This is a genomic window from Spongiibacter sp. C9W, from assembly GCF_057370015.1.
Genome location: NZ_CM170672.1, coordinates 2,568,074 through 2,582,165, shown reverse-complemented (window position 1 = coordinate 2,582,165; position 14,092 = coordinate 2,568,074). Strand labels below are relative to the sequence as shown.

The following is a 14,092-nucleotide window of genomic DNA, read 5'->3' as shown; positions in this document are numbered from 1 at the left end:
CCAATACTAGCCCAGCTGCCTCTGCGAGGTGAACCACCTGAAGGGCGCTATTTCTATCGATTTGCGGACGAATCCCTCTCAGCCCAGACGCCACGGCGAGTAAGCTTTTCGTATTAAAATGAAAAAGTGGCTGATCAATACCCTGCTCGCTGCTATCTTGAAGTCAAGCCGCATGCAGATTCACCCTAATTGAGATTGTTGGACTGATGGCTTTCGATATTAACGACAGCACGCTCCCCGCACCCACACCGGCCAGTCTGCTGCTGGCGGACCTGTTGCGTAGCGGTGAATTTGAAGTTCAGCAGCTAACGCAGATACTCGAGGGCACGCCTGGGCTTGCCGAAGATACGCTGAATTTTGTCAACTCCCCCATTTTCCAACCGAGGCGGCCGCACAGTGACGTTCATCGTCTCGCCGTGTTGCTTGGAGCAAGAACCGTCGCGGCGCTAAGCCTCGCCACAACCATCGCGCAAAGCTATGCAAAGGCAGGTACCCAAGGCCTGGACCAACATCACTTCTGGCTGCGGGTCATGCTCTGCGCCACCGCAGCACGTTTGCTGAGTGAGCTGGATAAATCGCTTCCCGCTGAGGAGGCCATCATTGCTGCCAGTTTGCAAGACATCGGCATGCTCGTCATCGACCACTTACTGCCGGCGTTTTATCCAGCAAACACCGACCAGGGCGACGATCACAACGCCGTCGCAACGCGTGAGCGCAATGAATTCGGCATCGACCATTCGGCGCTGAGTCAGTCAATTTTAGAAAAATGGGGCTTACCCGAAGCAATATGCAACGCCACCGGCCTGAGCCATCTCAATGAAGCGCCCTTGCGCAACAACCTGGCGGAGCAGCTGGGGTTTATCGCCAGGCTTGCGTCACTGGCCGCGGACCTGGCCTTTTCAAGCGACCCTGACGCCATCCTGCAACGCCTTCACTATCACTGCTTGAACGAACTGGAATGGCACAGTGGCCAACTAACCATGCAGCTACACCTGTTTCGCAGTGCATACAATGAGCTGCGCCCACTGGCTGACCGAATGAAAATTCCGGCCGCAGTATTTCAAAAAGCCGGACAGCACCTGAGAGAGGCGCTACAACCACGGCGCATTGAGAACGCCCTAAAGACATCGGACGAGTTACCAAAACCAGACAAGCACAAAGCGCGTGATGTTAGCGAAGTTAGCGAATCTATCGACCCGATAACGGGGCTGTACAACCGCCATGCACTAACCTCGTTACTCCAAAACGAACTCAACCGCTGTGAATACGACCAGCAGGCACTGTCGGTATTTTTGGTTGGCATTCGCCACTATTCCGTCATACGGGAATGTATTTCTGAAGAGGACAATGTTGCCTTTCTGCAAGCGATCGCACAGCGGGTCGACCGCCACTGCCGCCGTGACGATATCGTCGCACGTATCACCGACGCAGATTTTGTAGTGGTTTGCCCCAGTGCCGAAGCAGAAGCCTGCCCGGCAATATGCCAACGATTTATCAGCCAGTTTGAAAACGCTGCAGCAGACACTGAAAATGCCAGTCCCGATATCTACAGCGGCTATGTTTGCGTTCCCTACGAGCGCTCCCAAAGGAGCGCGTCAGTGGTGCTTTCGGAACTTAAGCAGAGCCTTCTCAGCTATGGATAGACCGCAACACCAACTAGTATTCCCCGGGTGTGGGCCCATGCCCACACACTAATCACTGCAGTAATGGAATGCCCGAGCCCCCTCCGCAAAACGGCGTCGCGCTATTCGGGTCAAACACACCACAGATCGCATCTTGACCGTCGGCTAAGCACTGCGCCGGATTCGAGGTATCGTCGCAAAGCTCGCCCAATAAGTCAGTGGGGTCGACCGGCAGTTCCGGCGGAGTACCTGGATCACTGGAACCCCCGCAGAATGGCGTCTCACTATTCGGATCAAACGCAGTACAGATCGCATCTTGGCCATCGGTTAAGCACTGCTGGGGGTTCGAGGTATCATCACAGAGCTCGCCCAATAAGTCAGCGGGTTCGACCGGCAATTCCGGTGGGGTGCCCGGGTCACTAGAGCCTCCACAAAATGGCGTCATGCTATTGGGGTCAAAGGCACCACAGATCGCATCCTGGCCATCGGTCAAGCACTGCTGGGGGTTCGAGGCATCATCACAGAGCTCGCCCAATAAGTCAGCGGGATCGACCGGCAATTCCGGTGGGGTGCCTGGGTCACTAGAGCCTCCACAAAATGGCGTCATGCTATTGGGGTCAAAGGCACCACACAAAGCATCTTGCCCATCGGTCAAGCACTGTTGTGGGTTCGAGGTATCGTCACAGAGCTCGCCCAATAAGTCAGCGGGATCGACCGGCAATTCCGGTGGGGTGCCCGGGTCACTAGAGCCTCCACAAAATGGCGTCATACTATTGGGGTCAAAGGCACCACAGATCGCATCTTGACCATCGGTTAAGCACTGTTGCGGATTCGAGGTATCGTCGCAAAGTTCACCCAATAAGTCGGCCGGGTCGACCGGCAGTTCCGGCGGAGTACCGGGGTCGCCACCGCCGCAGAATGGGGTCAAACCTTCTGGGTCAAAAGCTCCGCACAAAGCATCTTGACCGTCGGTTAAGCACTGCTGTGGATTGGACGTGTCGTCGCAAAGTTCACCCAATAAGTCAGCAGGGTCGACCGGCAGTTCCGGCGGAGTACCCGGATCACTAGAACCCCCGCAGAATGGGGTCAAACCTTCTGGGTCAAAAGCTCCGCACAGCGCATCTTGGCCATCGGTCAAGCACTGCTGGGGATTGGACGCATCGTCGCAAAGCTCACCCAATAAGTCGGCGGGATCGACTGGAAGCTCTGGGGGAGTACCGGGATCGCCTACATCGCCGCAGAATGGGGTCATGCCATTGGGGTCAAACGCACCGCAGATCGCATCTTGGCCACCGGTTAAACACTGTTGCGGGTTCGAGGTATCGTCACAGAGCTCACCCAATAAATCAGTCGGATCGATTGGTAGTTCTGGGGGGGTGCCCGGATCGCCACCGCCGCAGAATGGGGTCAAACCTTCTGGATCAAAAGCCCCGCACAGCGCATCTTGGCCATCGGTCAAGCACTGTTGGGGATTCGAGGTATCGTCACAGAGTTCGCCCAATAAATCAGTCGGATCGACTGGCAGCTCAGGCGGAGTGCCCGGATCGCCACCGTCACCACAGAATGGCGTCTCACTATTAGGATCAAAAGCCCCGCACAGCGCATCTTGGCCATCGGTTAAGCACTGCTGTGGATTGGACGTGTCGTCGCAAAGTTCACCCAATAAGTCGGCGGGATCGACTGGAAGCTCTGGGGGAGTAGCGGGATCGCCAGCATCTCCGCAGAATGGGGTCAAACCTTCTGGATCAAAAGCTCCGCAAAGAGCATCTTGCCCATCGGTCAAGCACTGCTGGGGGTTCGAGGTATCGTCACAGAGCTCACCCAATAAATCAGTCGGATCGATTGGTAGTTCTGGGGGGGTGCCCGGATCGCCAGCATCGCCACAGAATGGGGTCATGCCATTGGGGTCAAACGCGCCACAGATCGCATCTTGACCATCGGTTAAACACTGCTGTGGATTGGACGCATCGTCGCAAAGCTCACCCAATAAGTCGGCGGGATCGACTGGAAGCTCTGGTGGAGTACCGGGGTCTCCTGCATTGCCGCAGAATGGGGTCATGCCATTGGGGTCAAACGCGCCACAGATCGCATCTTGCCCATCGGTCAAGCACTGTTGGGGATTCGAGGTATCGTCACAGAGTTCACCCAATAAGTCGGCCGGGTCGACCGGCAGTTCCGGCGGAGTGCCGGGGTCGCCACAGAATGGCGTCATGCCACTGGGGTCAAACGCACCACAGATCGCATCTTGGCCATCGGTTAAGCACTGTTGCGGGTTGGACGTGTCGTCACAGAGTTCGCCCAGTAGGTCGGCGGGATCAACCGGCAGCTCCGGCGGAGTACCCGGATCACCACCGCCGCAAAATGGCGTCTCACTATTCGGGTCAAAGGCACCACACAAAGCATTCTGCCCATCGGTCAAGCACTGCTGCGGATTCGAGGCATCTTCGCAAAGCTCGCCCAATAAGTCGGTGGGATCGACCGGCAGCTCCGGCGGAGTGCCCGGATCACCACCGCCGCAGAATGGCGTCTCACTATTCGGGTCAAAGGCACCACACAAAGCATCTTGCCCATCGGTCAAGCACTGCTGTGGATTGGACGTGTCGTCGCAAAGCTCGCCCAATAAGTCAGTGGGATCAAACGGCAGCTCCGGCGGAGTGCCCGGATCACCACCGCCGCAGAATGGCGTTTCACTATTCGGGTCAAAGGCACCACACAAAGCATCTTGACCATCGGTCAAGCACTGCTGCGGATTCGAGGTATCTTCGCAAAGCTCGCCCAATAAGTCAGTGGGATCAACCGGCAGTTCTGGGGGAGTACCTGGGTCGCCACCGCCGCAGAATGGCGTCTCACTATTCGGGTCAAAGGCACCACACAAAGCATCTTGCCCATCGGTCAAGCACTGTTGGGGATTGGACGTGTCGTCGCAAAGCTCGCCCAATAAGTCAGTGGGATCAAACGGCAGCTCCGGCGGAGTGCCCGGATCACCACCGCCGCAGAATGGCGTTTCACTATTCGGGTCAAAGGCACCACACAAAGCATCTTGCCCATCGGTCAAGCACTGCTGCGGATTCGAGGCATCTTCGCAAAGCTCGCCCAATAAGTCAGTGGGATCGACCGGCAGTTCTGGGGGAGTACCTGGGTCGCCACCGCCGCAGAATGGCGTCTCACTATTAGGGTCAAACGCACTACAGATCGCATCCTGACCGTCGGTTAAGCACTGCTGCGGATTCGACGCATCGTCACAGAGTTCGCCCAAAACCTCCTCTATCTGCGATGGAAATTCCGGCTCACCCTCCAAGGGCAAGAGGCACTGTGTTTCAGGGTCTTGGTCGGCACAGGCCTGCAGCTGGCTAAAGACCTCCTCAAATTGCTCTGGATTCGGGGAGAAATCCTCGTACGGCAGCGGGCACGCTGTGTCGGGGTCGCCGTCAGTACAAATTGCAAAACACTGCTGGTAGGTACCGGGATCCGCTGGATCACAAACCGCAGGCGCGGGCGCAACAACGACGCTGACATGGTCGTCTGCACTGAGTGCGCCATCACTCACTGTTACTTTGAATGTCAGGGTTCTTGACTCGCTAACATCTGGTGCCGTGAAACTGGCAACCTTTGTATCGGCACCGGTGAGCTGGATATCCGTATCGTCAGTCTGCTCCCAAGAATAGCTAAGCTCGTCGCCATCGGCGTCACTTGAAGCACTGGCGTCGAGAGTGACACTCTCGCCGGCTATAGCGTTTTGGTCATCACCTGCATTAGCAACAGGAGACACATTTTCGGGCTCGGTATCCTCAGGGCTTACGTTGATCGTGATGTCATCAAAATCGGTCGCCGATTCGTTATCCGAAACCGTAAGGCGAAAACGCAGCTGAGTAATTACGTCAACACTCGGCGCCGTGAAACTGGCCTCAGCGGTATCGCCATTTTGCAGGGCAACACCACTGCTAACCGAGTTTCCATCCTCGTCGATTTGCGACCAGCTATAACTTGTTATCTGGCCATCCAGGTCTTCACTATTACTTCCGTCGAGTACAACAACTTCGCCTGACTCAACATTTTGGTCGACACCGGCATTGGCCACAGGCCGCGCATTTCCACCACCACTGCTGTCGCGCACTAGTACAGCAACGGTATCGCTGGCTCGGTCGCCGTCGTTGTCAGTCGCCGTTAATGAAAAATAAAAGATTCTATCTTGATCGACTTCCGGCGCGGTGAAGCTGGCCGTTAAGGACCCGGGATTATTGATTTCGATGCTGCCATTAATCGCAACACCATTGCGGTCAGTCTGCTGCCAGAGCGTGCCCGTGACATTGCCGTCGTTATCTTGCGCACTTCCCTGCAGGGTAACGCTGCCGGCTTCAGCAACGACCAGGTCAGCACCAGCACTGACGATAGGCAGCTCATTGATATTGCCAGTGCGCCGCTGCTCTTCAGTGTCTTTTACTTCGCTTCGAGCCGCGTCCTCGTCGACAATATTACTTTCACTGCAGGCGGGTATCCCTCTCGCCGCTTTTACTTCGCAGATAAATTTCACTGCCGGTTTATCACTGTCGGCAAACATATCCGGGTCAGTGAAGTCGATGCTATTGACGTAAGCACTAACTTTTTGGGCTGCCTCTGACGGAATTTGTATACCGTTGCCACTATCGCCATCCACGTCCAGAGACTGGAGCAGGCGCGCCAGGTTTACGATCGCCGGAAAGTCATCCAACACCTCATCAGTGCTGCTACCACTGTTCGCCGCTGCCCGAGCACCATCAACAAGATCCAGCAAGGTAATAATGGCGGCCCCTTGCGCACTCCCTAGCGAAAGCCCCCCAAGCCGGAAGGAGACAGCGTCGCCCTGGCGGTAGGAAAATACCCCATTCACATTGGTGAGACCGCTGATCGACGAGCTGCTAACGAAGCCCGCACCCTTAACCGGGCTATCTATCAGCCGCCCCTGTTCGATAGGTTTAGGTGATGTCGTACCGCCACCAGAATTAGAGCTTGAGGAAGAGGAACCTCCGCAGGCAGCAAGACCAACGGACAATACCGCAATAGCAAACTTTGATAATGACATATGAACCCCGGTTGGGCCGGAAGGCCTGTTTCTTCTTGAAACACTCAAAATGCCTACCTGCGCAACCAAGGCGAGGTCTGACATTTCATTATTATTTTTCTAAACTTTTACGTTAAGTTGCACAGCAGGTCAAGAAGTGTGCCGTAGCACCAACAAGGAAAGGTTATTTCTGTGAGCCAATCGCACAATCGTGCAGCGGGTGTAACAAAGTGGCGGCGTGTGCGTCACACAGGTCGATATGTAAGAGCCTAACATTGGAGACAGTATGACAGTACAAGCCGGCGACCGTGCCCTACCCCTACGCCTGACCGCCATAAATGGTGAGGAGTTTGACATAGCCAGCTTAGCAGGCCGACCGTATATGCTGTCGTTCTTTCGCTTTGCCAGCTGCCCTTTTTGCAATATGCGGGTTCATGAACTGGTAAAGCGTTTCGATGAATTTACTAACGATTTTACGGTGGTCGCGGTATTTGACTCGCCGCTGGACAACCTTCAGGAGCACGCAGCTGACCATCACGCCCCCTTCCCAATTCTCGCCGATGAAACCGGCCAATACTACGAGCGCTACTCAGTGCAACGCTCAATACTTGGGGTGATAAAGGGTATGCTGACGCGCATGCCCACAGCGATACGCGGTATGTGTAAAGGCTATGTGCCGACTACGATCAAGGGCAATATGACAACCATGCCAGCCAATTTTTTAATTGACCGCGACGGCATTGTTCGCGTTGCTCACTATGGCAAAGACGAAGGCGATCACCTGCCCTTCGATGACCTGCTGGCGTTTTGCGCCACCCAGGACAACGCCTAGCAGTGTCTCAAGTCGTGGCGGTTTCGCTCGCGAGTATGCCGGGAGATCGCCTCGTAGTCGGCGAGCAGAATATCACTACTGCGAGCCGGCTTGGCGCACAACTGGCAGGCAATCTGCGGCTTGGCACTTATCTCAAAACTGTCCTGAAGTGAGAAGTCGCCGGTAATGTACTGCCGCCCCTCATCGCTCAGGTCCAGCGGCGGCGAGCCATAGTACTCGCCTCGAATCTTGCCGGGGCTAACCGCATAGCGGCAAAAGCCAACACCAATAAATTCAGCCGCAGACCAAATTTGCGGGCCATTTTCGTCGAACAGGCGAATGGAAGCGCCACCCGTTCCCACCAGCACCTGCACATAACCAAGGGGGTTGGGCAGCCCCAGCCCCATCGGTTTGGAGCGCTGATAGACATGGTCGTGCCCCACCGCTAACAGATCAACGCCATAGCGCAGCATAATGTTCTCTTCTAGCGCCACCAACGTGGGGTTAGCCGGGCTGCGACCGAGCTGATCAGTCCAGATCGTGTAGTGCTGCATAACAACAATAAAGTCGATCTCACCCCGCGCTCGACGCAGTGCAGCCTGAGCCAGATCGACCTCAATATTGATAATTTCTTCAACGAGGGTGCCGTCGTTGATCAAGGCCCCGGCCGTTGTTACAAGAAAATGCACGCGGTTGTAGTCGAAGGAATAGAACGAGCTGCCGGGGCTCCCCTGACCAATCACCGAACTCAATGGTTTGGGCGGGTGGGTAAAGCGGTTTTTAAAAGCCTCGCCACCAAAATCTTTTTGCTCGTGATTGCCCGGCGCGGTCATGGTAATGCGGTGAGCCAGCAGCGGTTCCATTTGCTCAAACCAGGTATCCCAGATTGGCTGGTCGCCATTCGCGTAGCTGAGATCCCCAGCAATCATAATCAGGTCTGCGGGTGTTTTTAGTACTTCGGCCGTCAGTTGCTGGGGCAGGTCACCAATACCGTGGTCGCCAAAGTGGATAAAGCTCCACTCGCCGCGCGGCGACGGCGCAACCACATACACAGGAGACCAACCGCCCTCATCTGACCCCACGCGGTAACGCATGGGCTTTTCAGCATCAATCCCCGCTGCCGTTGCGCGGTGAGTAAAACTCTCCACCCCCGGCGTTTCGTCGGCACTCGCATCGACGAAATGCTCGAACACCTGCTCGGCGATATCAGCTTCGCTCATGCCCTCTTCAACCACGCCAAACTCCAAGCGAGACTGCGGCGGTTCAAGACCATCGGTAAACCACGTTACCGTGCGCGAGGTGTGGCTGTCGCCAACAAAGCTGAGGTGCAAACCTCTTGGCGGGATGGGGCCGGGCTCAGCGCTATCGGGTATCGGCTCAGGCTGCGGATCCGGGGGAAGTGGCGAATCGATAGGGCCGCTGCTTGATGAGCTGCCCGAGGAGCCCCCACACGCGCTTAGAGCCAAACCTGCCATGCTGCCCGTCAAAAAGCGGCGACGACTTAAACTGCTTGAAGACACAACGGCTCCCCCCCGATATCAATATCGCGGGGAGTGTAGGTGGCCAATATGAAAATCTGGTGACAGCCCAGTAACTGCCACCGGGAAACGCGATTTAGAAAAAGGCCTTAAAGTCGACACCGTAGGTGAGTGGGTCAACAATGCCCACGTGGTAGGTGCCCAGTACATCGCCGGTTAAACCGCCGGGCTGCGAAACCCGCTCGTTTTCCAAGAGGTTTTTACCCCACACCGCAAACTCATAGCCCCCTGACGGAGTGATAAAACTCATGCGGGCATTGAGCAGCTCGGTATCATCGCCGTAACCGGGTACACGGTTAAACTCATCCAGGTGGTCCTCATTCTCGCGGTCTGTATTCTCCTCGTACACATAGTCGATGTGAAACAGCACGGTACCCGCAGCAAGCTCTGGCGACCAATCCAGGGTGAGCGTGTATTCCTGAGGTGTTGTCGCCGAACGATTGTCGGCGGTAACAAAATTACCCTGCGCATCGTAGTGCGCCTCGCGACTGGACTCCTGCTCGCGGTAGGTATAAATCACGCCAAAGCGGAGCGACTCGGTGGCCAACCAATCTAAGGTCAGCTCGACACCGCTGATATCTTCATCAGTGTTAATCACCGTCGGCACTGCCGCGCCACTGCCCGGCTGCTGCGACTCAATAGCCTCCTGACGGTCGTCGATGGTCATTTGGAATAACGCCAACTGCGTTCGAATCGTCGTGGCTAAAAAGTCGCCTTTTATCCCCAGCTCATAGTTATTAACGACCTCTGGTTCCAGAGGAACATCCCCCGAGCCGGGGTTTAACGAGTCGTAGCCACCAGACTTGTAACCCGTAGAGTAACTGGCGAAGGCCATCGCTCCCTCGGCCAGCTGATAGTTCGCCACCAGGCGGCCGGTAATTTTGTCCCAGCTTTCGCTGGCACGCTCAACACCATTGGTGTTGAAGAAAAAGTTTTCCCCTTGTAATTGCGACAGCGGGAAATCAGTAAGCGGTGCATCCCAGCTGAACTGCTTGTCATCTTTGCTGTAGCGCAAACCGGCTAGAATATTCAGCCGGTCCGTCACCGTAAAATCGACGTCTGAGTAAACGCCGTAGTTTTCAAAGTCACCGATATTGGTCATCGTCTCGGTAACATAATTACCGGCAATCACCCCTCCGATTAACGAGTTGAGCACGTTGGCGGGCAGGCCCAACATGTCGGAGGCCAGTTCGACAACGGCGCCATAACTAAAGGTTAACGCGGTGAGCTGGTAGGTATCTTCGGTGCTGTAGTTAACACCGAAAACCATATCGACATTTTCCAGTGCGATATTGAGCTGCGCTTCTAGGTAGCTGATATCGGAATCTTCGACGTTGTTGGTATCTACATAAACATCTTCAACGGCAGTACCGTCTTCATCTTGCAAGTTATAGGTTTCAAATTCGCGATGGCTAGCGATCAGGCTTAAGGTACTGGCATCGTTCACATCAAACCAGAGTTTGCCGACCACGCCGTACATATCGCGACGCTCACCAGGATTGCGCGCATCGGTACTGACTTTTCTATCCGTTGGGTCGGGAAAGTCCGCGTATTGCTCGCTAATTCCCATCATCGCCTGCGGGCCGTTATCGACCTTGTCGTAATCGGCAGACAGCTGCATACGCAGCCGATCACTGGCCTGCCACAACAGTGATACTTTGGCGAATTGGTTATCCTGCTCTCGCGGGTCTGGCCGCGATGGCCCCTTATTGTCGACCACGGCATCGCGCTGGTTGTGCAGCACATTGACTCGCAAAGCCAGATTGTCGCTCAGCGGCACATTCCCCATGCCCTCAATGCGAACGAGGCCGTAATTCCCAAGTTTCGCTGAGAGGAAGCCCTCGCGCGCTTCAAGGTCTGGAAGGTTGGAAACGAAGCTGACCACGCCTGCTGCGGCATTACGCCCGAACAGCGTGCCCTGCGGGCCTTTCAAAACCTCGACACGGTCCATATCTGAAAATGGCACCGTTATCGCCGCGCGAGGAAGGTAGACACCATCCAAGAATGTGGCGACAGAGGGGTCGCCACCGGTGCTGATGTTAGAGCTTTCAATACCGCGGATCACAAAAGAGGACTGGGTAACACCGCCAGCATCCTGAATGTTAGTCCCCACTTTCAAGCCTGGAATATAGGCTTGAATGTCGGTCATGGTTAAGGCCCCGGTATTTTCCAGATCCTGGGTACTGAAGGTATCCACGGTTACCGGCACCGTCATGGCACTCTGCTCCCGCTTCTGCGCGGTGACCACAACTTCCTCTAGGGCGAGGTTGTTTGCCGCCTGCGCGCCTGTTGCCACTAAGGTCGCGGCGATTGCTGCGCCTATTCGCGCTCGATGCCCTGCCTTCATGCTTTACCCTCTTCGCTTCTCACCATGCTGCGCGGCGGCTTGCATTCGAAAAGAAGAGCGGCGTTCTGGCGACGCCGTCACAACTCACAAGCCTCGGTCGTTTACCTCTTACTTCTGAATCTCTTACTTCTCAATCTCTTACTTTTCAATCTCTAGCATATATTCTGCCACTTTGCGCCTTAACTCTTCCGACAGATGCGATTGAGTTGGCATAGGCGGATAATCCGGACGAATCTTGTGTGGGTCAGCAATATAATTAGCAATGCCTTCTGGGTTCTTGTGGTACAGGGCTTGGATCGCCAGCGTAGGCGGCCCAATCATCCGCATATTGTAGGCGTGACACCCTGCACAAATACCTTGATAAAGCCGCTTAGTACGGTCCTCATCATTTTCGATTTCTCGTGGTGGTGCACCATCAGCAAGCAGGTAGGTATCAATATCGTGCGTATTGGTTCGCTCGCACTTGCTCCATTTCTTTAGGCCAAAGGTGATGTACTGCTCTTTTTGCAAGATGCAGTTATCCGGCTCTTGAGCAGAACCGATATTGGCAAAAACATCCGGGCCACGGCGGGTGAATTGCGTGAGCATGGCCGCTTTAATTTCGGGAACAGGATCAGTGCCGTTGTCATACATTAGATTATCGAGAATGGCGATGCGGTCCGGGTTCGGCTCAGATTCGGGGTCGGAAGCAATATCGGTAACAAAGCCGAGATCGGTAATTACGATACCCGCCGTCGTGTTACCAGAAATGATATTACCCTCGACGATCACATCATCCGCCGCCATGATAACCACACCGATACCGCGTGGCACCTTGGCAACAATCGAGCCCGGCGCACCAAAATTTTCGGTATTGTTATTCACCACAAAGTTGTCGCGCAGAATCACATCGTAGGCGGTTTTAATCGGTAAGCCAGGGGTAATGAATACCAGCAGACCAGCCGTATTGTTGTGAGCATAGTTGTTTTCGACAATCGCATGCCGGGTGTTTTCAATTTCAATCCCCGCCACGTTGTCAAACACTTCATTGTGGCGAACCACGACGTTGTCACACATGCCAACGTAGATCGCCGCATCCTCGATGCCACTGAGCACGTTGTATTCAATCAGGCCGTTTTTACCGAACTGAGGGAATATGCCGTAGACGCCGGTATCGATAACCCGATTATAGCGGATGATGTAGTTATTACCGGCCTGCCCCATAATGGCATTGCCTTTGTAATGCTTAATGGTCAGCCACTCTACGGTAACGTCGTTACCGGAGTACAAAATCGCGTCATTGCGTTTGTGCTCGCCGTCCAGTACCGGCCACTCCCCCTCAACCACCACGCCGCGCAGGGTGATATTGTCCTTATCGATATAGACGCTTTCTTTGTATGTACCGGGGTGAATTAAAATCACATCCCCAGGCGCAGCCGCGTTCACTGCCTCCTGAATAGATTGGCCATCTTTCACGGCAAGCTCGGCGGCAAAGGCCGCGCCTGAAGTGATTAACAAACACAGCCATAGCGCCAACTTGGCAACGGGCTTTTTCATGGTTCTGCTCCTTAGGTTTTCTACCCAGGCATTGATTGCTATCAATGGCTTCCCAGTACTGGCGTCAGCCCTGACGGCACGCGTTCGGGCAGTGTCGGCATATAGCTTTCGTCAGTCAGTGTTTTCATAAAGTCAACGAGGCGATCCAGCTCCTCATCGGTGAGATTCGGCTCCCAAATATGCCAGTGCAGGCTGAGCTTCTCGCCGGCGGGTACAGCGTGTCCCCGTCCGCCGTTATAAAACGCCGTGGCATCGCGCAACGTGGCAAAACGCCCCGAGTGCATATAGGGCGCCGTCAGCGCAACGTTGCGCAACGAAGGCACCTTAAAGCCGCCACGCTGCGACGCATCACCGGTCACGCCCTGCACGCCGGGGTCAAGTGCTCGCCCGTCCGGCTCTGGCGTACCCAGTACCGCAACCTGCTGGTTAGTAAACAGCGGCGGGGTGTGACACTCCGCGCAGCGCGCCACAAACGAGCGAAAGATGTTCATCCCCTCAATTTCCTGGGCGTTGAGAACATCGTGATAGCCGTGGGCGTAGAGGTCGTAACGGCTGTTTAACGACACCAGGGAAGACTCAAAAGCGGCAATCGCGGTGTATATCTGATCCAACTGAATCGATGCATCACCACCGAAGGCCTCGGCAAATAGCGCGGGGTAATGCGCCGAGGCGCGAAGATCGGCCAGCAGCTGTGCCGGGCTGTTCGCCATCTCCACCGGGTCGTAAAGGGGCCCCTGCATTTGCGCCTCCAGCGAGTCTGCTCTGACATCCCAGAACAAGCGCTTAAGAAAACCGACATTCCACAAACTCGGTGCCGATCGTTTGGCAAGCTGCCCTCCGGCGCCAATGCTCAGTCCACGTTCATCGGCAAACCCCTTACTCGGATCGTGACAGGAGGCACAGCTCAACTGGTGATTACCCGACAGCACCGGGTCAAAGAACAGCAAGCGGCCGAGGTCAATTTGCTGGGGGCTAAAGCCTTCTCGCAGCGTAGGTAAGCCGGTTTTCAGTCCGCCCACACCACTTTTTTGCAGCGATCGGTAATCGCGATACAAGCTCAGCAAATAGCAGCCGCCATCGCGCAAGGTAAAACCCGCCGGACAAAATTCATTGAGTTTCCAGGTTTGCGCAGCGTGGACAGCCGGCAAATAAAACAGCAGCACGAGGCAAGGCAACAAGGCCCGCGTGTAAGCACTCATT

7 protein-coding genes are annotated in these 14,092 nt (G+C 55.3%); 2 read left to right on the top strand and 5 right to left on the bottom strand.

Translation table 11 applies throughout. The features are described from left to right. Positions 1-206 precede the first annotated feature (206 nt). The gene (locus AC2Q8J_RS12260) at positions 207-1,643 is read left to right on the top strand and encodes an HDOD domain-containing protein (RefSeq protein WP_288362977.1); all 1,437 of its coding nucleotides are present in this window, start codon (positions 207-209) and stop codon (positions 1,641-1,643) included. Positions 1,644-1,695: 52 nt separating this feature from the next. Here the strand turns inward: AC2Q8J_RS12260 and AC2Q8J_RS12255 are convergent, their stop codons facing one another. Then, positions 1,696-6,681, bottom strand: coding sequence for a PKD domain-containing protein (locus tag AC2Q8J_RS12255; protein WP_486451417.1), 4,986 nt, complete (start codon positions 6,679-6,681; stop codon positions 1,696-1,698). A gap of 265 nt (positions 6,682-6,946) precedes the next feature. Between AC2Q8J_RS12255 and AC2Q8J_RS12250 the strand changes: the two genes are divergently transcribed. Then, on the top strand, positions 6,947-7,492 hold the full coding sequence (locus tag AC2Q8J_RS12250) for a peroxiredoxin family protein (RefSeq protein ID WP_204996126.1): 546 nt from the start codon (positions 6,947-6,949) through the stop codon (positions 7,490-7,492). Here the strand turns inward: AC2Q8J_RS12250 and AC2Q8J_RS12245 are convergent. The 4 genes from AC2Q8J_RS12245 to AC2Q8J_RS12230 all read right to left on the bottom strand — a co-directional run bounded on the left by AC2Q8J_RS12245 (position 7,489) and on the right by AC2Q8J_RS12230 (position 14,091). Then, positions 7,489-8,991 carry a purple acid phosphatase family protein gene (locus AC2Q8J_RS12245; RefSeq protein ID WP_486451416.1) on the bottom strand — a complete coding sequence of 501 codons (1,503 nt, stop codon included), beginning with the start codon at positions 8,989-8,991 and terminating at the stop codon, positions 7,489-7,491. The genes AC2Q8J_RS12250 and AC2Q8J_RS12245 overlap by 4 nt on opposite strands. Before the next feature lie 94 nt (positions 8,992-9,085). Continuing rightward, complete coding sequence (locus AC2Q8J_RS12240; RefSeq protein ID WP_486451415.1) at positions 9,086-11,356, bottom strand: TonB-dependent receptor; 2,271 nt, start codon at positions 11,354-11,356, stop codon at positions 9,086-9,088. Positions 11,357-11,494: 138 nt separating this feature from the next. Next, positions 11,495-12,892, bottom strand: coding sequence for a parallel beta-helix domain-containing protein (locus tag AC2Q8J_RS12235; RefSeq protein WP_289083672.1), 1,398 nt, complete (start codon positions 12,890-12,892; stop codon positions 11,495-11,497). 41 nt (positions 12,893-12,933) lie between these two features. Beyond that, positions 12,934-14,091 carry a cytochrome-c peroxidase gene (locus AC2Q8J_RS12230; protein ID WP_486451414.1) on the bottom strand — a complete coding sequence of 386 codons (1,158 nt, stop codon included), beginning with the start codon at positions 14,089-14,091 and terminating at the stop codon, positions 12,934-12,936. Position 14,092: the final 1 nt, after the last annotated feature.